This window comes from Pseudomonas sp. BF-RE-21, from assembly GCF_019947305.1.
Taxonomy (GTDB): Bacteria; Pseudomonadota; Gammaproteobacteria; order Pseudomonadales; family Pseudomonadaceae; genus Aquipseudomonas; species Aquipseudomonas migulae.
In genome coordinates this window covers 1-24,618 of record NZ_JAGYGF010000024.1, presented here as the reverse complement: position 1 = coordinate 24,618, position 24,618 = coordinate 1, and the positions used below count along the sequence as shown (strand labels likewise).

The window sequence follows — 24,618 nt, the reverse complement described above, 5'->3', positions numbered from 1 at the left end:
TTGCGTGCCCGGGGTTTAAAGTCCCTTCGTCGTGTGCTTGTAAGAAGCGCTTTACGGCGGCACTCTTGAACCACAAGGCACCCCGGATTTTTCGCTGGAGAACGGCTGATGACCGATATTGATGCACGCTTGCGCGAGGATGTTCACCTGTTGGGTGAGCTGTTGGGCAACACCATTCGTGAACAGTACGGGGACGATTTTCTCGACAAGATCGAGCAGATCCGCAGAGGCGCCAAGGCCGACCGTCGCGGTTCGATGGACGCCGAACTGAGCGCCAGCCTCAATCAGCTGAGCGAAGACGAGTTGCTGCCGGTGGCGCGGGCATTCAACCAGTTTCTCAACCTGGCCAACATCGCCGAGCAATATCAACTGATCCATCGCCGCGAAGAATCCCAACCCGCGCCGTTCGAGGCGCGCGTGTTGCCGGAGTTGCTAACGCGCCTGCTGGCCGAAGGTCATGCGGCCGAATCCCTGGCACGACAGTTGGGGCGCCTGGAAATCGAACTGGTTTTGACTGCGCATCCGACCGAAGTCGCGCGCCGCACGCTGATCCAGAAATACGACGCCATCGCCGCGCAACTTGCCGCTCAGGATCACCGCGACCTGACCAGCGCCGAGCGTGAGCAGATTCAATCGAAATTGCAGCGCCTGATCGCCGAAGCCTGGCACACCGAAGAAATCCGTCGCACCCGCCCGACCCCGGTGGACGAAGCCAAATGGGGGTTCGCGGTGATCGAGCATTCGCTGTGGCAAGCGATCCCGAACTATTTGCGCAAGGCTGATAAGGCTCTGTATGACGCCACCGGCCTGCATTTGCCGCTGGAAGCCGCGCCGATTCGCTTTGCTTCGTGGATGGGCGGCGACCGCGATGGCAACCCCAACGTCACGGCTGCCGTGACCCGTGAGGTGCTGCTGCTGGCACGCTGGATGGCCGCCGATCTGTACGTGCGCGATGTCGATCACCTCGCCGCCGAGCTGTCGATGCAACAGGCCAGCGACGCGCTGAAAGCCAAGGCCGGCGACAGCGCCGAACCCTATCGTGCCGTCCTTAAACAACTGCGTGAACGCCTGCGCGCCACTCGAAGCTGGGCCCACACTTCCTTGACGACAGCCACGCCGGCCCCCGCCGATGTGCTGCAAAACAACCGCGATTTGCTCGACCCGCTGGAGCTCTGCTACCAGTCGCTGCATGAGTGCGGCATGGGCGTGATCGCTGATGGGCCGCTGCTCGATTGCCTGCGTCGTGCGGTGACCTTCGGCTTGTTCCTGGTGCGCCTCGATGTGCGCCAGGACTCGTCCCGTCACACGGCGGCGATGACGGAAATCACCGATTACCTTGGCCTCGGTCGCTACGAAGACTGGAGCGAAGAGGAGCGCATCGCCTTCCTGATGCGCGAGTTGAACAACCGTCGGCCGTTGTTGCCGACTTACTTCAAACCCTCCGCCGACACCGCTGAAGTGCTCGCCACGTGCCGGGAAATCGCCGCCGCACCGGGCGCTTCGCTTGGTTCGTATGTGATCTCCATGGCCGGCGCCGCTTCCGACGTGCTGGCTGTGCAACTGTTGCTCAAAGAATCTGGTGTATTGCGGCCGATGCGTGTGGTGCCGCTGTTCGAAACCCTTGCCGACCTTGATAACGCCGGCCCGGTGATTGAAAAACTGTTGCTGCTGCCGGGTTATCGTGCGCGCCTGCAAGGCCCGCAGGAAGTGATGATCGGCTATTCCGACTCAGCCAAGGACGCCGGCACCACGGCGGCAGCCTGGGCGCAATATCGGGCGCAGGAGCGTCTGGTCGACATCTGCCGCGAGCAGCAAGTGGAACTGCTGTTGTTCCACGGTCGCGGTGGCACCGTGGGGCGTGGTGGCGGTCCGGCGCACGCGGCGATTCTGTCGCAGCCGCCGGGGTCGGTGGCGGGGCGTTTCCGCACCACCGAGCAGGGGGAAATGATTCGTTTCAAATTCGGCCTGCCGGACATCGCCGAGCAAAATCTCAACCTGTACCTGGCGGCGGTGCTGGAGGCGACGTTGTTGCCACCGCCACCACCGCAACCCGCCTGGCGCCATTTGATGGACGAATTGGCGGCAGACGGTGTCAGTGCTTACCGCGCCGTGGTGCGGGAAAATCCGCAATTCGTCGAGTATTTCCGCCAGTCCACCCCGGAGCAGGAGTTGGGGCGCCTGCCACTGGGCAGTCGCCCGGCCAAGCGCCGCGCCGGCGGGATCGAAAGCCTGCGGGCGATCCCGTGGATCTTCGGTTGGACCCAGACCCGCTTGATGTTGCCGGCCTGGCTCGGCTGGGAAGCCGCGTTAAGCAAGGCGCTGGCGCGCGGCGAAGGCGAGCTGCTGGGGCAAATGCGCGAGCAGTGGCCGTTCTTCCGCACGCGCATCGACATGCTGGAGATGGTCCTGGCCAAGGCCGACGCGGATATCGCCCGCTCCTACGATGAGCGGCTGGTTGAGCCGGATCTGCTGCCTTTGGGTGCGCACTTACGCGACCTATTGTCGCAGGCGTGTTCGATTGTTCTGGGGTTGACCGGTCAGTCGCAGCTACTGGCACATAGCCCAGCTACCCTCGAATTCATCCGCTTGCGCAACACCTACCTCGACCCGCTTCATCTATTGCAGGCGGAGTTGCTGGCACGTTCGCGCCTGCAGGAAGTGGCGCAGGGCAGCCCGGTAGAACAGGCGTTGCTGGTGTCTGTGGCGGGGATTGCCGCCGGTTTGCGAAATACCGGCTAAGGTTTTCGTCGTGGGTTCGGGCACTCGACGCGGGCGTCGAGTGCCGGTTTGCGCGAGGTTGGAAAGTGCTGCAAGGCGACACTTAATGATGGGGTTGCGACTTGGGGTACCCCGTCGCAAGGTCACGCAAGGCGCGGGTTTCTCCGACTTTCGACGGCTTGTGTGCGTAGGATCTGCTGTGTATCTTGATCAGCCTTTGGCCGTTTGGGCGGTCACGACCCTGTTTTGAGATTGGCCCCACGAGGCGAATCCTTTGTTATCTATATAAAAATTGAGGAGCACATCGATGCGCGTCATTCTGCTGGGAGCTCCCGGGGCCGGTAAAGGTACTCAGGCTAAGTTCATCACCGAAAAGTTCGGCATCCCGCAAATCTCCACCGGCGACATGCTGCGTGCTGCGGTCAAGGCCGGCACCGAGCTGGGCCTGATCGCCAAGAGCGTCATGGACAGCGGTGGCCTGGTTTCCGATGACCTGATCATCAATCTGGTCAAGGAACGCATCAGCCAGGCGGATTGCGCCAACGGTTTCCTGTTCGACGGTTTCCCGCGCACCATTCCTCAGGCTGAAGCCCTGGTGAAGGCCGGCGTCGAGCTGGACCACGTGGTCGAAATCGCGGTCGATGACGAAGAAATCGTTCAGCGTATTGCTGGTCGTCGTGTTCACGAGGCCAGCGGCCGCGTGTACCACACCGTCTACAACCCGCCAAAAGTTGCCGGTAAAGACGACATCACCGGCGAAGATCTGGTGCAGCGCAAGGACGACACTGAAGAAACCGTGCGTCATCGCCTGTCGGTCTACCACTCGCAGACCAAGCCACTGGTGGATTTCTACCAGAAGCTGTCGGCGGCTCAAGGCAAGCCGAAGTACAGCCACATTGCTGGCGTCGGTTCGGTTGAAGCGATCACCGGCAAGGTGCTTGAAGCGCTGAGCTGAAAAGTCTGAACCGCTTCATCTTCTACGGCCCGCTTGCGGGCCGTAGTTGTTTATACTGGCGCACTTTTTCTGACCTCTCTTACGGAAACATCGATGAGCACCTTGCTGGCCCTGGACACCGCGACTGAAGCTTGCTCCGTTGCCTTGCTGCATGACGGCAAAGTGACGAGCCATTACGAGGTGATCCCGCGCCTGCATGCGCAGAAGCTGTTGCCGATGATCCAGCAATTGCTCGCCGATGCCGGGACCACCTTGCAAGCGGTCGATGCCATCGCTTTTGGCCGTGGGCCGGGCGCATTCACTGGCGTGCGTATCGCCATCGGCGTGGTACAGGGCCTGGCGTTTGCCCTGGATCGCCCGGTCCTGCCGGTGTCGAACCTGGCGGTGCTGGCGCAGCGGGCGTTTCGCGAACACGGTGTGAGCCAGGTCGCGGCCGCCATCGATGCGCGCATGGACGAAGTGTATTGGGGCTGCTACCGCGAAATGGCGGGTGAGATGCGTCTGGTCGGCAACGAAGCCGTATTGCCGCCGGAAGTGGCGGCGTTGCCGGCGGATGCCAGTGGTGACTGGTTTGGCGCCGGCACCGGTTGGGGTTATGCCGAACGCATCGCCGTCAGCCTGAGCGGTCAGGACGCAGGCATGCTGCCTCACGCCGAAGACCTGCTGACCCTGGCGCGATTTGCCTGGGAACGGGGTGAAGCGATTGTGGCGGACGAGGCGCAGCCGGTTTATCTGCGGGACAAGGTTGCGACGCCCAAGGCGCGTTAATCAGCGATACCGAGTTGTCTCCTTCGCGGGCAAGCCTCGCTCCTACAGGGTTTGCGCGGCCCCTGTAGGAGCGAGCGGTGCGGCGGTCCGACTTGCCCGCGAAGGCGATTTAGGGGATGTAACCAATCGTCGTTTTATCCCCCCGCCTTTAAACCTTTTCGCAATTCTGTGTTCTAGTTATCACCAAGCAGTTTGCGAAGTGGGCTATGCGCCACTAAACTGCCATCACTGATACCGAGCATGACATTATGCGCATAGACGGCCTTTCTTCTCAGTCCTACCCCATCAAGCGCAAGCCTCGCAAAGGGCATGTGGTTGAAGACGAATCCGTCGATATCGAGGGCGAGCTGGAATTCCCTTCGGAAGAGCAAATGGCCGCCCGCGCTGCCAAAGCCTCCGCGCAGCGCCTGAGCAATCTGCCGGCGCGCCAACAAGACATGATTTACCACCGCGCCATGAGCAAAAGCGTCGCGATGGCCCTGGCCAGCTACCTCAGCACCGCCAATTTTGTCGATTGGGATTCGGATGTGATGGGTCTCGACCTGTATATCTGATGCGGCTGCCTTACTACCTCGGCTGCCCGTCCTGGAGTGAAAACGCCTGGCGCGATTATCTTTATCCGCAAGACGCGAAAACCTCCGAATTTCTCAATCTGTATTCTCAAGTATTCAACGCCGTGGAAGGCAATACGACCTTCTACGCGAGCCCGGCTGCCAGCACCGTGCAGCGTTGGGCCGAGACCATGCCCGAACACTTTCGCTTCACCGCCAAATTCCCCGGCGACATCAGCCACGGCGGTGACCTGCGCGAACAATTGACCGCCACCGAAACCTTCCTGCAATTGCTCAGCCCTTTGGGCGAGCGGGTGTCGCCGCTGTGGTTGCAGTTGTCGAAAAGTTTCACGCCACAACGATTGCACGAGCTGGCGGGTTTTATCGACGCAGTGGATCGGCCGCTGGCCATCGAAGTGCGGCATGACGATTTCTTCGCCAAGGGTGAGGCCGAGCGCTCGCTCAATCGCCTGCTGCTGGATCGCGGGGTCGAACGTATCTGCCTCGATCCGCGGGCGTTGTTCAGTTGCACGTCCACCGATCCTTCGGTGCTCCACGCCCAATCGAAGAAACCCAGGGTTCCGCCACGTCCGGCGGCCTTCACGCAATTCCCGCAAGTGCGCTTCATCGGCCATCCGCAACTGGAAGCCAACGACCCGTTCCTGGTGCCCTGGGTCGAGAAAATCGCCTTGTGGATCGAAGAAGGGCGCACGCCGTATATCTTCCTGCACACCGCCGACAACCTGCTGGCGGCGAAACTGGCGCAACGTTTTCACGCAAAGCTGATGCTGCGTTTACCTGGCTTGCCGCCGCTGCCTGAGCTATACAGAGAGCCCGCCGCGGAGCAACTTGGCCTGCTCTGAGGCGGATTCCCTGCCTTTTTCAGGAGCCTGCCAATGGATGCGCAAACCCTTCGAGCCCAAGCCTTCAAAGCACTGCATGAACGCGCCGGGGCTTTTGTCATTCCCAACCCGTGGGACGCCGGCTCGGCGAAAATGCTCGCCAACCTGGGCTTCGAGGCGCTGGCGACCACCAGTGCCGGTTTTGCCTTTTCTCAGGGGCGACCCGATGGCGGGCTGACGCTGGACGATACCCTGGCGAACGTTCGGGCGATTGTCGCGGCGACGGACCTGCCGGTTGCGGTCGATCTGGAAAACGGTTTTGCCGACGACCCCGCCGAATGCGCCCAAAGCATTCTGCGAGCCGCTGCAGCAGGCGCTGTCGGTGGTTCGATCGAAGACGCCACGGGACGTGCAGACGCGCCGATTTACTGCTTCGAGCATGCAGTGGCGCGAATCGAAGCCGCCGTCGCCGCCGCCCGCAGTTTGCCGTTCCCGTTCACGCTGACGGCCCGGGCCGAGAATTTTCTGCATGGCAATCCCGATCTGGACGACACCATTCGCCGCTTGCAGGCCTTTGCCGAAGCGGGCGCCGACGTGCTCTATGCGCCGGGATTGCGCAGTGCTGAAGACGTGTTGGCGGTGGTGCGCGCCGTGGCGCCGAAACCGGTCAATGTGTTGATGTCCGGCGGGTTGAAACTGACGGTCGAGCAGTTGAACGAAATGGGCGTCAAGCGCATCAGCGTCGGTTCGGCGCTCGCGCTGGCAGCGCTTGGCGAATTCTACCGAGCGGCCGAAGAGATCAAGACTTCGGGCACGTTCGGCTTTACCTCTCGGTCGATGCCGTACGCACAGGTCAATCAATTGTTCAAAGGCTGACAACGCGGTTTTTGCGGGTGATCGCTCACCCGCTACAAACTGATGCGGCTACGCGAGGTGGGGGTGTTGCTGAGGGTCAGGCGGCGATACGCAGGTTCTGCAGCACGATCGGGCGCGCCCAGCCGATATCGAAATCGAAGTTTTTCTGTTGTTCCGCCAGCTCTTCCGGCGGGAACGGCGGGAATGGCTTGTCCAGCAGGTCCATTTCGAATTCGGCGATCGGCAGGTGCAGTGGACGTGGTTGCGGCGCCGGGCCGGCTTCTGGCACGGGTTGCCCCGCCGTCAGTACGATCGGGCGAACCCAGCCGCTTTCGAAGTTCTGCTGCTTTTGCTGGGCAGCGATTTCTTCCGGTGGGAACGGTGGGAATGGTTTGTCGGCCAGGTCCATTTCGAACTCTGCGATCGGCAGGAACAGCGGCTCGGGTGGCTTGACCTGGGTTTCCTTCACATCGCATTCACGCTGGGAAACGATGTGCGCCAGCAGTTCGCTGCCAACCGTGGGTTCTTCCGGGCTTTCGAGATCGACCGGTGGAAAGTTGAGAGACGCCGGCACGACATCGCCCGACTGTTCGGCCAGGGCCTGGGCAAAGAAATCCTGCCACAGGTGACTGACGCCGCTCAGTGCTTGGGAGTTTCGCAGGCCAAAATCGCCGTGGGGCGAGATGTAACCTATCGATGTGCGTTGAATGTCTGACATTTCTCTCGGTCGACGCTCAGCTCTGGCAAAATGCTCGTTAGTTTTGTTATCGGCCGTTTCTGCCGATCATTAATTTTTTTGAGCGTGTTTTCCCATGATTGAGCAACCGGCGGCTTGCCGCATCCATGTCGAGGCCCTGGGCACGGCTTTTCAGCCACAGGCCGAGCAATGGGCCGAGCGCCTGGGCCTGCCTTTGCAGGTCGATGACGGCGAATTTGCCTTGCAGGTGGGTGAACAGGGTTTGCAACTGCAACAGCTCGGCCCGGACGCACCGGGACCGGTGCGGGTGGACTTCGTCGAGGGTGGCGCCGCCCATCGCCGGTTGTTCGGCGGTGGCACCGGTCAGATGATCGCCAAGGCGGTCGGCATCGCTCAGGGCGTGCGCCCGCGGGTGCTGGACGCCACGGCGGGGTTGGGCAAGGATGCATTCGTGCTGGCGAGCCTGGGTTGTGAGATGAGCCTGATCGAACGTCAGCCGCTGATTGGTGCCTTGCTTGAGGATGGTCTGGCGCGCGGCGCGGAAGATTTCGACGTGGCGTCGATTGTGGCGCGCATGCGATTGCTCAAGGGCAACTCGATCGAAGTCATGCGCAACTGGGAAGGCGAGCCGCCGCAGGTCATCTACCTCGACCCGATGTTTCCCCATCGTGAGAAAACTGCGCTGGTGAAGAAGGAAATGCGCCTGTTCCGGCCGTTGGTGGGGGATGACCCGGATGCACCGGCGTTGCTCGAAGCGGCGTTGGCATTGGCCAGCCACCGGGTGGTGGTGAAGCGTCCGCGCAAGGCGCCGTGCATTGCCGGGCCGAAGCCGAGCCATGCGCTGGACGGGAAATCCAGTCGGTATGACATTTATCCGAAGAAGGCGCTCAAGCCTTAAGACCGAGTCGCGCCCTTCGCGGGCAAGCCTCGCTCCTACAAAAGCACCGCGGCCCCTGTAGGAGCGAGGCTTGCCCGCGAAGGCGTCCGTTAGAACGATATCAATCTATCAGGCTGACTAGGGACGATAAGCCCGCATAAACAACCCCACCACTTCCCGCACATGTTCCTCCGCCGCATCCCCGGTCAACGGTTCGCCACAGCCATACAACAACCGAAAATTCCCCGCGCCCTTGAGCAGGCAAAAGAAATGCTCCGCCGCGTTACGTGGCTTGTCGATGCTCAACACACCGCTCTGATCAACCTTGGTCAGCAACCGTTCCATGCCATGCAGCATGCGCTCTGGCCCGGCCTCGAAGAAGATCTGCGAGAGTTTCGGGTCCTGGCTGCCCAGCGTCATCATCAACCGGTGCAGGTTCACCGATTCATCGCTGTTGATCAGGTGATGAAAGCCGCGCGCGATATTCAACAGCACCGTTTCCACTGAAATGCCGTCAGGCAATTCGAAAAACAGCGTAGGCAATTGCTCTTCGCACTTGGCGACAACGGCGGCGGAGAACAGCGTCTCCTTGTCGTTGAAATGGCTGTAGACGGTCAGCTTCGACACGCCAGCTTCGGCCGCGACGGCGTCCATGCTGGTGCTCGCATAGCCATTGCTCAGGAACAGGATTTTCGCCGCATCGAGGATTGCCTGGCGTTTGGCCAGATCCTTGGGGCGGCCCGGACCATTGGGTGATGAAAAGTTGTTCGGCATTATTCGCTTTTAATACTGGACTGGTGAGTTTGCTATTAATAACATACTGGTCAGTATAATTATTCCAAGCACCATTAGCGAAAGGTCCTTCACCATGTTCCGCTATGCCTTGCCCCTCGCATTGCCAGTCAGTCTGGCGCTTTTATTGTCTGCGTGTGGTCACGAAGAGGCACCGCAAGTCACCGTCCGACCGGCCATGGTGGTGCAGCCAGAGCCTTCGGCACAAGCGATGGAAAGCTATCCCGGTGAAGTCCGTGCTCGCTACGAGCCGGATCTGGCGTTTCGCATTGGCGGCAAAGTCAGCCGACGACTGGTCGAAGAAGGACAGCGGGTCAAGGCCGATCAACCGCTGGCCGAACTCGATCCCCAGGACGTCCGCCTGCAACTGGAAGCCACCCGCGCTCAGGTCGCGGCTGCCGAAGCCAATCTCAATCTCGTACGTGCCGAGCGCGATCGCTACAAGACCCTGATGGATCGTCAGATGGTCAGCCGCTCGCAGTACGACAATTCCGAAAATCTATACAGATCCGGTGAAGCGCGCCTGAAGCAGATCAAGGCCGAATTCAACGTCTCGACCAACCAGGCCAGCTACGCCGTGCTGCGTGCGCCGCAGGACGGCGTCGTGGCCAAGCGTGCGGTGGAAGTCGGGCAAGTCGTCGCCGCCGGTCAAACCGTGTTTACCCTCGCCACCGATGGCGAGCGCGAAGTGTTGATCAGCCTGCCGGAACAGAGCTTCGGTCGTTTCAAGGTCGGGCAGCCGGTGTCGGTGGAGCTCTGGACCCAACCTGATCAGCGTTTTGCCGGGCGCATCCGTGAGTTGTCACCCGCCGCCGACCCGAAATCCCGCACCTTCGCCGCCCGCATTGCGTTCACCGCCGGCAAGGTTCCGGCCGAGCTCGGCCAGAGCGCCCGGGTGTTTATCCAGACTGCCGATGTCGTGGCGCTGTCGGTACCGCTCTCGGCAGTTACCGCCGAAAACGGTGCCACCTACGTGTGGGTGCTCAGCGCCAACAACACCCTGAAGAAAGCGCCGGTCCGGGTTGGCCCGTTCGGCGAGAAAACCGTGCCGGTGCTCGAAGGCCTGAACGCCAGTGACTGGGTGGTGGCAGCCGGTGTGCATGTGCTTCACGACGGGCAGCAAGTGCGCCCGGTGGATCGCTCCAACCGCGTGGTCAATCTAGCGGGCAAGGAGTAATCCCCGATGGGTTTCAATCTTTCCGAATGGGCGCTGCGTAACCGCCAGATCGTACTGTTCCTGATGCTGTTGCTGGCGATTGTCGGCGCACTTTCCTACACCAAACTGGGCCAGAGCGAAGACCCGCCGTTCACCTTCAAGGCCATGGTGATCCGCACCAACTGGCCGGGGGCCACCGCCGAGGAAGTGTCGCGCCAGGTCAGCGAACGCATTGAAAAGAAGCTGATGGAAACCGGCGAGTACGAGCGCATCGTTTCGTTCTCTCGACCGGGTGAATCCCAGGTGACGTTCGTTGCGCGTGACTCCATGCACTCGGTGGAAATTCCGGATCTCTGGTACCAGGTCCGCAAGAAGATCGGCGACATTCGTCATACCTTGCCACCGGGCATTCAGGGCCCGTTCTTCAACGATGAATTCGGCACCACCTTCGGCAACATCTACGCGCTGACCGGCGACGGTTTTGATTACGCGGTGCTCAAGGACTACGCCGACCGCATCCAGATTCAGCTGCAACGGGTCAAGGATGTGGGCAAGGTCGACCTGCTCGGGTTGCAGGACGAGAAGGTCTGGATCGAACTCTCCAACGTCAAACTCGCCACTCTCGGTTTGCCGTTGGCGGCGGTGCAGCAGGCACTTGAAGAGCAGAATGCGATGTCCACGGCCGGTTTCTTTGAAACCACCAGTGAGCGATTGCAGCTACGGGTTTCGGGGAATTTTCAGACGGTCGAAGAGATCAGGAACTTCCCGATTCGCGTCGGTGATCGCACGTTCCGTATCTCCGACGTCGCGGACGTGCGTCGTGGCTTCAACGATCCTCCGGCGCCGCGCATGCGCTTCATGGCCGAAGACGCCATCGGTCTGGCCGTGGCGATGAAGGAAGGCGGCGACATTCTGGTGCTGGGCAAGGCGCTGGAAATCGAGTTCGCCAGGATCCAGAAAAACCTTCCGGCCGGCATGCAGCTGCGCAAGGTTTCCGATCAACCCGCCGCGGTGAAAACCGGTGTCGGTGAGTTTGTCCAAGTGTTGGTGGAAGCCCTGGCCATCGTGCTGTTGGTGAGCTTCTTCTCTCTCGGCGTACGCACCGGCATGGTGGTGGCGCTGGCGATTCCGCTGGTGTTGGCGATGACCTTCGCCTGCATGTATTACCTGGGCATCGGCCTGCACAAGATTTCCCTTGGCGCGCTGGTGCTGGCGTTGGGCTTGCTGGTGGACGACGCGATCATCGCCGTGGAAATGATGGCGATCAAAATGGAGCAGGGCTTTGACCGGATCAAAGCCGCGAGTTACGCCTGGACCAGCACCGCGTTCCCGATGCTCACCGGCACGCTGATCACGGCCGCCGGTTTCCTGCCGATTGCCACTGCGCAATCGGGCACTGGCGAGTACACGCGTTCGATCTTCCAGGTAGTGACCATCGCGCTGCTGGCGTCGTGGATTGCCGCCGTGGTTTTCGTGCCGTACCTGGGGGAAAAACTCCTGCCGGACCTGGCGAAGATTCACGCAGCGAAACACGGCATTGGTCAGCCTGATCCGTACGCCACGCCTTTTTATGAACGTGTCCGACGCCTGGTGGAATGGTGCGTGCGCTGGCGCAAAACGGTGATCACGCTGACAGTGGTGTTGTTTATCGCCTCCATCGTGTTGTTCCGTTTTGTACCGCAGCAGTTCTTCCCGGCCTCGGGACGACTGGAGTTGATGGTCGATCTGAAACTGGCCGAAGGCGCTTCGCTGAGCAACACCGCCGACGAGGTTAAACGCCTTGAAGGTTTACTGAAGGATCACGCCGGCATCGATAATTACGTGGCCTACGTCGGTACCGGTTCGCCGCGCTTTTACCTGCCGCTGGATCAGCAACTTCCTGCAGCGAGCTTCGCCCAGTTTGTCGTCCTGGCCAAGACCATCGAGGACCGCGAAACCCTGCGGACCTGGCTGATCGAAACCCTCAACGAACAATTCCCGGCCCTGCGTTCGCGGGTGACGCGTCTGGAGAACGGCCCGCCAGTGGGCTATCCGGTGCAGTTCCGGGTCACCGGCGAACACATCGAGGACGTCCGCGCCCTGGCTCGAAAAGTGGCGGCCAAGGTTCGCGAGAATCCCCATGTGGCCAACGTCCACCTGGACTGGGAAGAGCCGAGCAAAGTGGTTTATCTGAACGTCGATCAGGACCGCGCCCGCGCGCTGGGCGTGAGCACGGCGAACCTGTCGAAGTTTTTGCAAAGCTCGCTGACCGGTTCCAGCGTCAGTCAGTACCGCGAAGACAACGAGTTGATCGAAATCCTGCTGCGCGGCACGTTGCATGAACGCACTGAACTGTCGTTGCTGCCGAGCCTGGCGGTGCCGACCGACAACGGTCGCAGCGTGGCGTTGTCGCAGATCGCGACGCTGGAATACGGCTTTGAAGAAGGCATCATCTGGCACCGCAACCGCTTGCCGAACGTGACGGTCCGCGCCGATATCTATGGCAAGGAACAACCGGCGACGCTGGTGCAGCAGATCATGCCGACGCTCGATCCGATCCGCGCGGAACTGCCTGACGGCTACTTGCTGGAAGTCGGCGGCACCGTGGAAGATTCCGCCCGTGGGCAGAATTCGGTGAAGGCCGGTGTGCCGCTGTTCATCGTTGTGGTGCTGACGTTGTTGATGCTGCAACTGCGAAGCTTCTCACGCACGGTGATGGTGTTTCTTACAGCGCCATTGGGATTGATCGGGGTGACCCTGTTCCTGATGGTGTTCCGCCAGCCGTTCGGTTTCGTGGCCATGCTCGGGACCATCGCGCTGTCCGGGATGATCATGCGTAACTCGGTGATTCTGGTAGACCAGATCGAGCAGGACATCGCCGCCGGGCTCAAACCGTGGCAGGCGATTATCGAAGCCACGGTGCGTCGTTTCCGGCCGATCGTGCTGACCGCGCTCGCCGCCGTATTGGCGATGATCCCGCTGTCACGAAGCGTGTTCTTCGGGCCGATGGCGGTGGCGATCATGGGCGGATTGATTGTCGCGACGGCGTTGACGTTGCTGTTTTTGCCGGCGCTGTATGCGGCGTGGTTCCGCATCAAGAAAGAAACGGTTTGATGGGTGGTCTTGGCGGCCTTCGGGCCGACCAGGTTCTTGGTTATTAAGTACATATCCATTTCTGCGGTTACGGCCGCTTATGGTTTCGCCCTTACGGCGAGGCACTTTTTTCAAACGCCAAAAAAGTACCCAAAAAGGCTCGCCCCGGCGTCCGGCTCCTCGCTAAGGCTCGGCGTACCCTCGCTCCGGTCCTGCTCCGTGGGCCCGCCGCCATCGGCCATCCATGGCCGGGGGCGGCTAACCCGGCATCCATGCCGGGTTGCCCACTGCGCAGAACCTCCACTCGGCCTCCCGAAGGGGCGGGTGGATCAAGATCAAGAGCTGCAGGCGAGCTAACGCTCGGCCTGATGAGTGGTGAGAAGCGAGTGTACGCCGATCCCCTGTAGGAGCCGGCTCGCTGCGGGCGGCGTTCCGACGATGGCGGCCTGACAGCCGACCTGTTTTCGCGGATGTACCACGCCTTTGTAGGAGCCGGCTTGCCGGCGATGGCGGCCTGACAACCAAGCTGTTCTAGCTGATATACGCAGAATCATTGTGGGAGCGAGACCGGCTTGCCGGTGAACGCGGTGTGTCAATCGACATCAAATTCGACTGATACACTGCATTCGCCGGCAAGCCGGTCTCGCTCCCACAATGGCGTTGTGTTGAGGCTTAGAGCGAACCAAACACCTTCTTCGCCAAACTGGTCGCCGCCGCCGCAGGGTTCTGGCGAATGGTTTCTTCCTGTTTGCCGATCATCTCGAACAAACCGTTCAGGGCCTGCTCGGTCACGTAGCTTTCGATGTTGGCGCTTTTCGCATCCACCACGCCCATGGTCGCGGCTTGTCCGGCGAACGAGTTGTACTGCTTGGCCAGGCCAACCTGGTCGGTGGCTTGTTTGACGATCGGCAGGAACTTGGCGCGGATCTGTTCGCGGCTGGTTTTGTTCAGGTATTGCGTGGCGGAGTCATTACCGCCGCTGAGAATGCCCTTGGCATCGTCGACCGTCATCTTCTTCACGGCATCCACGAGGATCGGCTGAGCCTGGACCACGGCCGTTTCCGCCGCTTTGTTCATGCTGGTTTCCAGCTGATCGACCTGATCGCCCATGCCGAACTGTTTCATTTTGCTGGCGACCTTGCCCAGTTTGCCCGGCAGTTCGATCTTCACGTCCGGGTTGTTACTGAAGCCGCCCGGCGTGCCGAGTTGTTTCACGGCCAGTTGCGCGCCTTGGGTCAGGGCATCCTTGAGACCGCCGGTAGCGTCCTTTTGCGACAAGTCACTGAGTGACAGCGCCATGGCACTGGCGGAAATCATCAAACCTGCACACAGGCCGGCGAAGCGAAGGGTAGGGCGGAACATGGCGGCTTCCTTGTTCGGAAAAAAATGAGCAAAAAAAGAATTAACGGACGGCGTCGACGCGAATTTTCAGTGGCTGCGGGTCGCTGCCATTCAGTTGTACGGCGTGATGTTCGGTGGTGATGAACATCAGTTGGCCATTCACTTCGATTCGCGCGCTGACGGAATAACGATGGCCGGGTTTGACCTGGGCCGGATCGTAACTCAGATGGAACGGCAGTGGCACCTGGCCTTTGACCGGACCTTTCTGCTCGTCGAGCACCACGGCAGGAGCGTCGGCCAGCGATACGTCCTGCAAGCTGACGCTCAGGGTGGCAGTCGGCGGCAGGGCGATGCGTTGCAGGTAGAAGACTTCGCCATCGAGGCTGGTTTTGGCGGCGGGTTGCGGGGTTTGGCAGGCACTGAGCAAAGCAGCCAGTCCCAGAAGCGGAAGTTTTTTCATGCATTCAATCCTTGTCGTTGGCACCTGAAGAAGACTGGCGCCAACGACAATTTAGCGTTTTTTTCAGGCGAGGGCTTAGAAGTTACCTTCCGGTGTTTCACGAACGCTACGAACGACAACGTCCTCCGGGCGCAGGTGGTTTACACCCAGCTCCACTCGATGAAGTTTGATGGTCTTGTAAATCATATGCTCGGGGGTTTCGATGCGTGCACGGATTGCATAGCTATTGCCAGGCAGGACATCCGCAACCTGGTACAGCAGGGAAAAGGTTAACGCTTTCTTTTCCGCATCAGAGATAACTTGTCGGGCAAGTAGTTTGGCTGGGGCATCAGTCGCAGTGACATCCAGCAGATCGACGTAAAGTGTCGAGTTCAGTGGAAGGGCAATCTTGTGCAGGTAGTACACGGTACCGCTGATGTTCATTACAGGTTCGCTGCTCATTTTGATTTCCTTATCAAATAAATCGTCGGAAATGACGAGCAGTCAGCCTATCGCCAAGGCACCGGAACCAGATGTAGGGGAATTCCCTGATTAGGGGGTGAATTGATGTCAGGGTGGATCGGAAGCTTCCTTGCTTCTGAACCCCTGGGGGCCGTGCGATCAAACAGGCGTGACCAACTCCGCCGCATCTTCACTGCGATGCAACGCCACCTGACGGATCGACAAGCGGATCTCCGCCGACAACACCCGTTTCGCCGCACCTTCGGCCAGTTCGCCGAGCAGTTCGTGATAGCTCAGCTTGCCGGCCTCGTCACGCTTGAGCACGTCGAGGTCGAGCATCGTCTGGATGAAGTGGCGGAACAGGCTCTTGTCGAAAAATTCCGGCGCGTTCAGGCCATGCAGGATCGACAGGCGCTGGGCCATGACCGTGCAGAGGTCTTCCAGTTCTTCGGCGCTGATGCTGTTCTGGCCGCTGTTGAGCAGCAGGGAAACCGTCATGTAGAAGCGCTGCAAGGTCTGGGCGATGCTCTTCGACAGCAGCGTCAGCAACACGAAATGCCGCGAGCTTGGTGCCGGGCGCAGGTAAACGTCGTTCTCGAAACGCAGCAGGCCTTGCTCGACGAACGCTTCGAGCCATTGATCGATCACGGCATCCAGTTCGTCCAGCGACCAGCGAATGAACAGCTCCGATTGCAGGTACGGATACAGTGCGCGGGTGTAGCGCAGGATCTGCTCGCGGCTCATGCGCGACGCACTCTGGAAGAAGCTCGCGAGCAACGCCGGCAGCGCGAAAATGTGCAGCACGTTGTTGCGGTAGTAAGTCATCAGGACGGCGTTTTGCTCGTCCAGATAGAGGATTTTGCCCAGCGCATCGCTTTGCTCGGACAGCAGGTCCATGTCCTTCACATGCTCGATCAACGCGCGGCCGTCACCTTCCGGCAGCGTGGTGTGCGGCGAGTACGGAACCTTGCGCAGCAGCGCCAGATACAGATCCAGCACCCGCGCCATGGCACGATCGTCCAGTGCCAAGCGACTGGTGGACAGCAATGCCAACGCCACGAGGTTGACCGGATTGATCGCTGCCGCTTCGTTCAGGTGCTGCGCCACTTTCTCGCCGAGGCGGTTGGTGGTTTCGTTGAGCCAGGCCGGTTTGAACTGCGGGCCGAGTTCCTGTTGACGCCAGTCTGGCTGTTCGCTGTCGAGGAATTCCGCCAGTTTGATCGGCTCGCCGAAGTTCACCGCCACCTGGCCGAATCGCTGCTTCAGGGCGCCGATGACTTTGAAGATGTCGAAGATCGATTCTTTCTTCTTGCTCGCGCCACGCAGTTCGCCGAGGTAAGTCCGGCCTTCCAGCACGCGTTCATAACCGATGTACACCGGCACGAACACGATGGGCATGCGCGAGGAGCGCAGGAAGCTGCGCAAGGTGATCGCCAGCATCCCGGTTTTCGGTTGCAACATGCGCCCGGTGCGCGAGCGGCCGCCCTCGACGAAATACTCGACCGGAAAACCTTTGGTGAACAGGGTGTGCAGGTATTCGTTGAACACCGAGGTGTACAGCGGGTTGCCCTTGAAGGTACGGCGCATGAAGAACGCACCGCCGCGACGCAGCAGGCCGCCGATCCCCGGCATGTTGAGGTTGATCCCGGCGGCGATGTGCGGCGGGGTCAGGCCGTTGCGAAACAGCAGATAGGACAGCAGCAGGTAGTCGATATGGCTACGGTGGCACGGCACATAGATCACTTCGTAACCCGGGGCGACCTTCTGCACGCCTTCGATGTTGTTGACCTTGATGCCGTCGTAGATCTTGTTCCAGAACCAGCTCAGCACCACTTCCATGAAGCGTATCGCGGTGTAGGTGTAGTCCGAGGCGATCTCGTTGCCGTAGCGCAGGGCCTGGGCCTTGGCTTTCTCCGGGGAGATATTCTCGCGTTCGGCTTCGTCGAGGATCGCTTGCTTGACCAGCGGCTGGTTGAGCAGGCCTTTGACCAGGTTGCGACGGTGGGAAATGTCCGGGCCGATCACCGCGGCTTTGAGGTTGCGGAAGTGCACCCGCAGAATCCGTTGGGCCATGCGCACGGTGCGCTCGTGGCCCTTGTCGTGCTCGATCAGTTCACGCAGGTGGATCGGCGCGGAGAATTGCACGCGGGTCTTGCGCCCCAGCACGATGATGCTCAGCAAGCGGCGCAGGCGCCCGGTAACCGCCCAGCTATCGGCGAACAGCAGTTTCCATGGACTCGATTCGCTGTCCGGCGACTGGCCCCAGAACACGCTGACCGGAATGATCTGCGCGTCTTCGGCAGCGTTCTGGCTCAGGGCGCTGACCAGTCGGGTCAGGGTCGGTGGCGCGCCGCGTTTGTCCTGGCGACCGAGCCAGTCGGGCTCAGGTGTCAGGTAAAAGAACGCGGCAGGTTCCAGCAGATTGCCGACAGACACCGGCAGCACCGGGCGCGGTAGGCCGGCCTTGCTGCATTCGGTGTCGACCACGGCGAGGTCGGTCAGCGAAGGGTTTTGCAGGACGTAGAACACCGGACGGCTGCGGTCGAGGTTGAGGGTGAACGACGACTGATTGATCGTCTCCGAGCGAACCCAGAGATAGAGCAGTCGGCGCAGGGTGCCAAACACAAGACGGCGGAACGGGGAACGGGTCATACGGCTTCTGCATGAGTGGAATAAACCGAGCGTTTGCTCGGGCGCTCGATAGTGTGCCGGATTCACTGAAAATCGGCAAAAAAGCGGCAATCAAAGTGCTATTGAGAGATTAAATGTCTGACATATACTCGGCGCACTGTCGCCGTCACCCTCATGGGACCGGTATGCGCAGGCTGACGTTCCCGAGGCTTTCCTGCGAAAAGCCCGATCAATAATAAAAAGGGAGTATGAACAAATGGCAACACGCGAAACCGGCAACGTGAAGTGGTTCAACGACGCCAAGGGCTATGGCTTCATCCAGCGCGAGGACGGGGTGGACGTGTTCGTGCACTACCGCGCGATTCGCGGTGAGGGGCATCGTTCGCTGACTGAAGGCCAGCAGGTCGAGTACGGCGTTGTGACGGGGGAGAAGGGTTTGCAGGCTGAGGATGTGGTGGGGTTGTAAACCCACACTTCAGATCACCCAAAACCCACTGTAGGAGCGAGGCTTGCCCGCGAAGGCGTCATCACTGACGCTAAAAGCTTCGCGGGCAAGCCACGCTCCTACAGGTTCGTGCTGTGATGGGTTACGCAGTTTTCCAGGTGATCTCTTCTTCGCCATCGGCGCTGATGCGCATCCAGCGATCCGCTGTCTCTTCACCTTCTTCCTCGACCCAACTACCCGGTGCACAACGTACTTCTACGTTCAGCGCGGCAAACGCGGCGCGGGCGCAGGCGATGTCGTCTTCCCACGGGGTCTGGTCGCTTTCCAGGTACAGGCTGTTCCATTTTCCTACCGCTTTCGGCAGCCAGGTCACTGGCACGTTGCCAGCCTTGCACTTGTAGGTCTGACCTTTCTGAACCCAATCGGTGCACGGGCCCAGAGCCGCGCCGAGCCAGGCGGATACGGCCTTGTGGTCGACGTCGGCGTCTTTCAGGTAAATCTCGATATCGGGTTGGCGCATGGATGTCCTCACTGCGGGTCTGAAAAATCCATTCGCGGATTTAGCCGGCCTCAAGCTGCTGCTCAAGACCAAAAATTAAGATTGAAGAACAAAATAATCGTAGCGCATCGAAACAGTGACCTCGAACGGTTCCACTTGTTCGATGACCGCCGCCCGGCGTTCGGCACTGGCGCGCCAGCCGTGAGGCGTCATGGCCAACAGGTTGGCGCGATCCTGACCACTTGCAAGCGTCAGCTTGAATTCCAGGGTTTCACTGTGTTGCAGCGCCATGCCGTCCGGCACCAGGGCCAGATGCTTGTCGTCGGTGTACTCACGCACTTCGTCGTACAGCCGCTCGCGCAATTCCATCAGGTGGCCGCTGGTCGGCCCGACTTTCATCAAGCCGCCGCCGGGGCTGAGCAGGCGTTTGGCTTCTTCCCAGTCCAGCGGGCTGAAGACGCTGGCGAGAAACTGACAACTGCCGGACGCCAACGGCACCCGCGCCATGCTGGCGATCAACCAGGTCAGCTGCGGGTTGCGTTTGCAGGCGCGTTTGACCGCTTCCCGGGAGATGTCCAGTGCGTAACCGTCTGCGTTCGGCAACGCCTCGGCAATTTGCGCGGTGTAGTAACCCTCGCCACAACCGATGTCGAGCCAGCGCTGCGGCGCGTATTGCGCCGCCAGCTCAGCGAGACGCCTGGCCACCGGCGCGTAATGGCCGGCGTTCAGGAAGTCGCGCCGGGCTTCGACCATTGCCAGGTTATCCCCAGGGTCGCGGCTGTTCTTGTGCTGCACCGGCAACAGGTTCAGGTAACCCTGGCGCGCACGGTCGAAACGATGCCCGGCGGGGCAGGCCACGCCGTTGTCCACCGCGTTCAGCGGTTCGCTGCAGATCGGGCAGGCGAGCATCAGGCGAGCAACTTGATCAGGGTCTGGTAGTAGATTTCGGTCAGCACGTCGAGGTCGGCGGCCAGCACGCGCTCGTTGACCTGGTGGATCGTCGCGTTGACCGGGCCCAGTTCAACCACCTGTGTACCCATGGTCGCGATGAAGCGGCCATCGGAGGTGCCACCGCTGGTGGAGGCTTTGGTTTCGCGACCGGTGATGTCCTTGATGCTCGACGCGACGGCGTCCAGCAACGCGCCCGGTTCGGTGAGGAACGGCAGACCGGACAGCGCCCAGTCGATGTGCCAGTCCAGGCCATGCTTGTCGAGGATATCGGCGACGCGCTTCTGCAAGCCTTCAACAGTGGACTCGGTGGAGAAGCGGAAATTGAACACCGCCACCAGATCACCGGGGATCACGTTGGTCGCGCCAGTGCCGGAATTCACATTGGAAATCTGGAAACTGGTCGGCGGGAAGAAATCGTTGCCGTGGTCCCAATGCTCGGCGGCCAGTTCGGCCAGTGCCGGGGCGGCGAGGTGGATCGGGTTCTTGGCGAGGTGCGGATAAGCGACGTGACCTTGCACACCGCGTACGGTCAGCTTGGCGCCGAGGGAACCGCGACGGCCATTCTTGACCACGTCACCGACCAGCGTAGTGCTCGACGGTTCGCCGACGATGCACCAGTCTAGACGCTCCTTGCGCGCCGCCAGACGTTCAACCACCGCTTTGGTGCCGTGGTGCGCCGGGCCTTCTTCATCGCTGGTGATCAGGAACGCGACTTTGCCCTTGTGATCCGGGTAGTCGGCGACGAAGCGCTCGGCGGCCACGGTCATGGACGCCAGGCTGCCTTTCATGTCCGCTGCGCCACGACCGCAGAGCATGCCGTGTTCGTCGATCAGCGCATTGAACGGGTCGATCTGCCAGGCGGTCACCGGGCCGGTCGGGACCACGTCGGTGTGGCCAGCGAAGCACAGCACCGGGCCGTCGTGCTTGCCGTGGGTGGCCCAGAAGTTATCCACATCTTCGATGCGCATTGGCTCAAGCATAAAGCCGGCATCGCCCAGGCGCTGCATCATCTGCTTCTGGCAATCGGCGTCGACCGGCGTCACGGACGGACGGCGGATCAGGTCGATGGCGAGTTGGAGGGTCGGCGAAAGGTCGGCGTGGGCCGTCATGGAAAACTCCGGTGCTTTATCTGTAGGAGCGAGGCTTGCCCGCGAAGAACGATAATGAGGTGTATCTGTTACACCGAGTCGCTTCGTTCGCGGGCAAGCCTCGCTCCTACGGGAAATGGGGGGCAAGGCCTGGAAAATGGCGGTTATCTTAAAGCAAAACGGCGGCCATTGGCCGCCGTTTAGTGCATCTGCAAAGATTTAGACTGCCGGTGCCGTTTCGGCCTCGACGGCCGGTTTCGGCAGCGAGGACAGGAACGCCATGATCAGCGCCGCCAGGTACGGCAGCGACTGCACCAGCAACATGATCACCCAGAAGCGCATGTCGTTGCTCGGCAGCCCGTTCACCAGGAAGATCCCCAGCGCCGCGCCCCACAACAGCAGCATGATGAACATCTCTTCACGCGCTTCCGAAATCGCCACCCAGAAGCCGTGATTGTCGGCGTTTTTCGGCGTGCGGAAGAACGGAATGCTGCTGGTGAAGAAGCCGTACAACACCGCTTTGGCGATGGTGTGCGACAACGCCAGCCCGGCCAGCGCCGCGCAGAACGCATCCTTGAGGTTCACGCCAACGGCGCGACGGTAGAGGAAGATGATCTTGCCGACCTTGAACACGAACAACGCCAATGGCGGGATCGCGAAAATCAGCAACGGCGGATCGACCCGCTGCGGCACGATGATCATCGCCGCCGACCACAACAGTGCGCCCACGGTGAAGAAGATGTTCATGCCATCCGCCACCCACGGCAACCAGCCCGCGAGGAAGTGGTAGCGCTGGCCACGGGTCAGCTCGGTGTCCTTGCCGCGCAGCAGACTGGCGGTGTGACGCTTGATGATCTGAATCGCACCGTAGGCCCAGCGGAAACGCTGTTTCTTGAAGTCGATAAAGGTATCGGGCATCAGGCCTTTGCCGTAGCTGGTGTGGTAGTACGCCGCCGACAAGCCTTTCTCGAACACGCGCAGACCCAACTCGGCGTCTTCGCAGATGCACCAGTCGGCCCAGCCGAGTTCCTCGAGCACCGAGCGTCGGGTCATGGTCATGGTGCCGTGCTGGATGATCGCGTCGCGGTCGTTACGGGTGACCATGCCGATGTGGAAGAAGCCTTTGTATTCCGCGTAGCAGAGCTTCTTGAAGGTGCTTTCGTTCTGGTCGCGATAATCCTGCGGCGACTGCACCACAGCGATTTTCGGATCGGCGAAGTGCGGCACCATGTGCTTGAGCCAGTTCGGGTCGACGCAGTAGTCAGAGTCGATCACCGCAATCACTTCGGCATCTTTGGCGGTGTGCGGAATCAGGTAGTTCAGCGCGCCGCCCTTGAAGCCGGCGAGCGGTGCGACGTGGAAGAACTTGAAGCGCGGGCCGAGGGTTGCGCAGTAATCGCGCACCGGCTCCCAGACGGCCGGGTCCTTGGTGTTGTTGTCGATGATCAGGACTTCGAAGTCCGGATAGTCGAGGTTGGCCAGGGCGTTGAGGGTCTGTTTGACCATCTCCGGCGGCTCGTTGTAGCACGGCACGTGAATCGAGACTTTCGGCCTGTAGTCCGAATCGCCCACCACCGGCAGGAATTCACGCCGGCGTTTGTGGGTCCAGACCGCTTCGGCCAGTTCATGCGCCTCGGTCAGCAGGACGATAAAGACCCCGAGTGCGCCGAGTGCGAGGAGAAATCCTACGGTCAGGCTGAACCAGGTGCTGTATTGCTGACTGTAGTCGTAGCCGATCCACACCAGCACCGAACCGCACAAGAAGGCGATAAAAGTCAGGAAGGTGCGGCCACGTTGACGCAGGGCCGAGCCGTCAATCATCAGCAAGGTCAGGGACAGCAGGGCCAACACCGCCGAGCCGATGGCCAGTACGCGCCATTGCGGGATCGCGACGACCGGGCCTTCGAAGTTGAATTTCTGCTGACGCGCAGCGTTGAACACGCCCCAATACGCGCCCACCGAACCTTCGTCACTGGCCTTCCACGGCTGGTCGAATGCTTCGATCACGAAGTAGTTGAAACCCTGGCGGTTAAGCTTGTTCACCAGCGTACGCAGGTAGATCGCCTGATCTGCCGGGCTCGCATCGGTGCCGCCACGCATGCGGCCGTTGCTCGGCCAGCCAACCTCGGACAGCAGCAGCGGTTTTTTCGGGAACATCTTTTTCAGATCGCGAGCGCGGTCGAGGACGAACTGGCCGGCCTTGTCCACCGGGATGTATTCCCAGTAAGGCAGCACGTGCGCGGCAATCAGGTCGACGTGCTTGGCCAGTTCCGGGTGTTCTTCCCAGACGTGCCATTGCTCGGACGTGGTGACCGGCACCTTCACGGCTGCGCGAACGCGATCAAGGAGCACGCTCAGTTCGGCAGCGGTAATTTCCTTACGGAAGATGGCCTCGTTGCCTACGACCACACGAACCACGCTGCGTGAGGAGTTGGCGATCTCGATGGCCCGGGTGATTTCCCGCTCGTTGCGTTCCAGGTCCGGGCTGATCCAGATCCCCAGGGTAACCCGCAGGCCGAATTCCTCTGCCAGTTTGGGAATGTCTCCCAGGGTGCCATCGACCGAGTAGGTACGGATGTTGTCCGTCAGCTTGCTCATTATCTCCAGATCGCGACGCATTTGATCGTCGGTCGGGTACTGCTCTTTCTGCGGATACTGGCCTTGCTGGAACGGCGAGTACGAGAAACCGGAGATCTGTTCAGGCCAGTTGGGGGCGGTGACCGGGCGATTGATCAGCGCCCAGAAGCCGGTAAACAAGGCTGCGATGGCGAGCACCACGACCAGGTTGAGTCCAAATTTACGCGATGACATAGCTATTTCGGGTTCCAAAGGCTGTGGAACGAAGGAACGGTTGGCGATCGCCAAGGGGCGCGCATCCTACACCGGCAGTTCACTGAACGTACATCGGACAGGGAATTGCACGACATTGGGCAATCGGCTTTCACATAAGTTCTTACACTTGTAGCTTGAAACTTAAAACTTGCCGCTGCGAAGCCCTATAATGCGCGCCGGTTTTTGGGGTAATGGTCATGAGCACAGAAGATCCGCGGTTTGCAGGCATCGCCCGTTTGTATGGCATCGAAGGGCTAGAGCGCTTGCGCGCGGCGCACGTGGCGATCGTCGGCGTCGGTGGCGTCGGTTCCTGGGCTGCGGAAGCGGTGGCGCGGTGTGGCGTGGGCGAGATTTCGCTGTTCGACCTCGACGACGTCTGCGTCAGCAACGCCAACCGTCAGTTGCATGCGCTGGACAGCACCGTCGGCAAGCCCAAGGTCGAGGTGATGGCTGAGCGCCTGCGCGGGATCAACCCGGATTGCACGGTGCACGCGGTGGCGGATTTCGTCACCCGCGACACCATGGCCGAATACATCACGCCGAACATCGACTGTGTGATCGACTGCATCGACAGCGTCAACGCCAAGGCTGCGCTGATTGCCTGGTGCAAACGCCGCAAGATCCAGATCATCACCACGGGCGGGGCG

At 60.7% G+C, this 24,618-nt stretch carries 21 protein-coding genes; 11 read left to right on the top strand and 10 right to left on the bottom strand.

All coding sequences use genetic code 11. From position 1 onward, the window contains the following. Nucleotides 1-108: 108 nt before the first annotated feature. The 6 genes from ppc (at nucleotide 109) to KGB25_RS16945 (ending at nucleotide 6,710) form a co-directional block, all read left to right on the top strand. Complete coding sequence (gene ppc, locus KGB25_RS16970) at nucleotides 109-2,739, top strand: phosphoenolpyruvate carboxylase (protein WP_223435942.1); 2,631 nt, start codon at nucleotides 109-111, stop codon at nucleotides 2,737-2,739. 286 nt (nucleotides 2,740-3,025) lie between these two features. Then, a complete protein-coding gene (gene adk, locus KGB25_RS16965) occupies nucleotides 3,026-3,673 on the top strand; it encodes an adenylate kinase (protein WP_008039344.1) in 648 nt (215 codons plus the stop codon). Between the two features lie 93 nt (nucleotides 3,674-3,766). After that, nucleotides 3,767-4,441: a tRNA (adenosine(37)-N6)-threonylcarbamoyltransferase complex dimerization subunit type 1 TsaB gene (gene tsaB, locus KGB25_RS16960; protein WP_223435940.1), complete on the top strand. Its 675-nt coding sequence runs from the start codon at nucleotides 3,767-3,769 to the stop codon at nucleotides 4,439-4,441. Nucleotides 4,442-4,689: 248 nt separating this feature from the next. Continuing rightward, nucleotides 4,690-4,995, top strand: a complete 306-nt coding sequence (locus tag KGB25_RS16955) for a hypothetical protein (protein ID WP_008039348.1) — start codon at nucleotides 4,690-4,692, stop codon at nucleotides 4,993-4,995. After that, nucleotides 4,995-5,855 (top strand): DUF72 domain-containing protein, encoded by an 861-nt coding sequence (locus tag KGB25_RS16950; protein ID WP_008039350.1) that lies wholly within the window; start codon nucleotides 4,995-4,997, stop codon nucleotides 5,853-5,855. Before KGB25_RS16955 ends, KGB25_RS16950 begins: the two co-directional genes overlap by 1 nt. Before the next feature lie 33 nt (nucleotides 5,856-5,888). Continuing rightward, nucleotides 5,889-6,710 carry an oxaloacetate decarboxylase gene (locus tag KGB25_RS16945; RefSeq protein WP_223435938.1) on the top strand — a complete coding sequence of 274 codons (822 nt, stop codon included), beginning with the start codon at nucleotides 5,889-5,891 and terminating at the stop codon, nucleotides 6,708-6,710. Between the two features lie 76 nt (nucleotides 6,711-6,786). Here KGB25_RS16945 and KGB25_RS16940 read toward each other — a convergent pair whose 3' ends face one another. Then, nucleotides 6,787-7,407: an energy transducer TonB gene (locus tag KGB25_RS16940; protein WP_192228485.1), complete on the bottom strand. Its 621-nt coding sequence runs from the start codon at nucleotides 7,405-7,407 to the stop codon at nucleotides 6,787-6,789. 94 nt (nucleotides 7,408-7,501) lie between these two features. Between KGB25_RS16940 and KGB25_RS16935 the strand changes: the two genes are divergently transcribed. Next, a complete protein-coding gene (locus tag KGB25_RS16935; RefSeq protein WP_008035485.1) occupies nucleotides 7,502-8,284 on the top strand; it encodes a class I SAM-dependent methyltransferase in 783 nt (260 codons plus the stop codon). Between the two features lie 117 nt (nucleotides 8,285-8,401). Here the strand turns inward: KGB25_RS16935 and KGB25_RS16930 are convergent, their stop codons facing one another. Beyond that, nucleotides 8,402-9,037, bottom strand: a complete 636-nt coding sequence (locus KGB25_RS16930) for a TetR/AcrR family transcriptional regulator (RefSeq protein ID WP_223435936.1) — start codon at nucleotides 9,035-9,037, stop codon at nucleotides 8,402-8,404. 94 nt (nucleotides 9,038-9,131) lie between these two features. Here KGB25_RS16930 and KGB25_RS16925 point away from each other — a divergent pair, with 94 nt between their 5' ends. Both KGB25_RS16925 and KGB25_RS16920 read left to right on the top strand, forming a co-directional pair. Beyond that, nucleotides 9,132-10,232 (top strand): efflux RND transporter periplasmic adaptor subunit, encoded by a 1,101-nt coding sequence (locus tag KGB25_RS16925; RefSeq protein WP_192417898.1) that lies wholly within the window; start codon nucleotides 9,132-9,134, stop codon nucleotides 10,230-10,232. A gap of 6 nt (nucleotides 10,233-10,238) precedes the next feature. Beyond that, nucleotides 10,239-13,304, top strand: a complete 3,066-nt coding sequence (locus KGB25_RS16920; protein WP_223435934.1) for an efflux RND transporter permease subunit — start codon at nucleotides 10,239-10,241, stop codon at nucleotides 13,302-13,304. 651 nt (nucleotides 13,305-13,955) lie between these two features. Here KGB25_RS16920 and KGB25_RS16915 read toward each other — a convergent pair. The 4 genes from KGB25_RS16915 to plsB all read right to left on the bottom strand — a co-directional run bounded on the left by KGB25_RS16915 (nucleotide 13,956) and on the right by plsB (nucleotide 18,177). After that, the gene (locus KGB25_RS16915) at nucleotides 13,956-14,645 is read right to left on the bottom strand and encodes a DUF4197 domain-containing protein (RefSeq protein ID WP_008039365.1); all 690 of its coding nucleotides are present in this window, start codon (nucleotides 14,643-14,645) and stop codon (nucleotides 13,956-13,958) included. Nucleotides 14,646-14,685: 40 nt separating this feature from the next. After that, complete coding sequence (locus tag KGB25_RS16910) at nucleotides 14,686-15,084, bottom strand: YbaY family lipoprotein (RefSeq protein WP_207285816.1); 399 nt, start codon at nucleotides 15,082-15,084, stop codon at nucleotides 14,686-14,688. A 75-nt stretch (nucleotides 15,085-15,159) separates the two neighbouring features. Further along, nucleotides 15,160-15,525, bottom strand: a complete 366-nt coding sequence (locus tag KGB25_RS16905) for a YbaY family lipoprotein (RefSeq protein ID WP_207285815.1) — start codon at nucleotides 15,523-15,525, stop codon at nucleotides 15,160-15,162. Between the two features lie 159 nt (nucleotides 15,526-15,684). Continuing rightward, nucleotides 15,685-18,177: a glycerol-3-phosphate 1-O-acyltransferase PlsB gene (plsB, locus tag KGB25_RS16900; RefSeq protein WP_223435932.1), complete on the bottom strand. Its 2,493-nt coding sequence runs from the start codon at nucleotides 18,175-18,177 to the stop codon at nucleotides 15,685-15,687. A 235-nt stretch (nucleotides 18,178-18,412) separates the two neighbouring features. Between plsB and KGB25_RS16895 the strand changes: the two genes are divergently transcribed. Further along, the gene (locus KGB25_RS16895; RefSeq protein ID WP_008035470.1) at nucleotides 18,413-18,622 is read left to right on the top strand and encodes a cold-shock protein; all 210 of its coding nucleotides are present in this window, start codon (nucleotides 18,413-18,415) and stop codon (nucleotides 18,620-18,622) included. A gap of 121 nt (nucleotides 18,623-18,743) precedes the next feature. Here the strand turns inward: KGB25_RS16895 and KGB25_RS16890 are convergent, their stop codons facing one another. The 4 genes from KGB25_RS16890 to KGB25_RS16875 form a co-directional block, all read right to left on the bottom strand. Further along, nucleotides 18,744-19,121, bottom strand: a complete 378-nt coding sequence (locus tag KGB25_RS16890) for a hypothetical protein (protein ID WP_008035469.1) — start codon at nucleotides 19,119-19,121, stop codon at nucleotides 18,744-18,746. 75 nt (nucleotides 19,122-19,196) lie between these two features. Then, a complete protein-coding gene (locus KGB25_RS16885) occupies nucleotides 19,197-20,009 on the bottom strand; it encodes a putative RNA methyltransferase (RefSeq protein ID WP_008039372.1) in 813 nt (270 codons plus the stop codon). Further along, nucleotides 20,009-21,160, bottom strand: coding sequence for a succinyl-diaminopimelate desuccinylase (dapE, locus tag KGB25_RS16880; protein WP_008035465.1), 1,152 nt, complete (start codon nucleotides 21,158-21,160; stop codon nucleotides 20,009-20,011). The genes KGB25_RS16885 and dapE overlap by 1 nt, the downstream gene beginning before the upstream one ends. Before the next feature lie 198 nt (nucleotides 21,161-21,358). Continuing rightward, nucleotides 21,359-23,950: a glycosyltransferase gene (locus KGB25_RS16875; protein WP_032829235.1), complete on the bottom strand. Its 2,592-nt coding sequence runs from the start codon at nucleotides 23,948-23,950 to the stop codon at nucleotides 21,359-21,361. 212 nt (nucleotides 23,951-24,162) lie between these two features. Between KGB25_RS16875 and KGB25_RS16870 the strand changes: the two genes are divergently transcribed. Continuing rightward, a partial coding sequence (locus tag KGB25_RS16870) for a ThiF family adenylyltransferase (protein WP_223435930.1) occupies nucleotides 24,163-24,618 on the top strand: 456 nt, incomplete at its 3' end.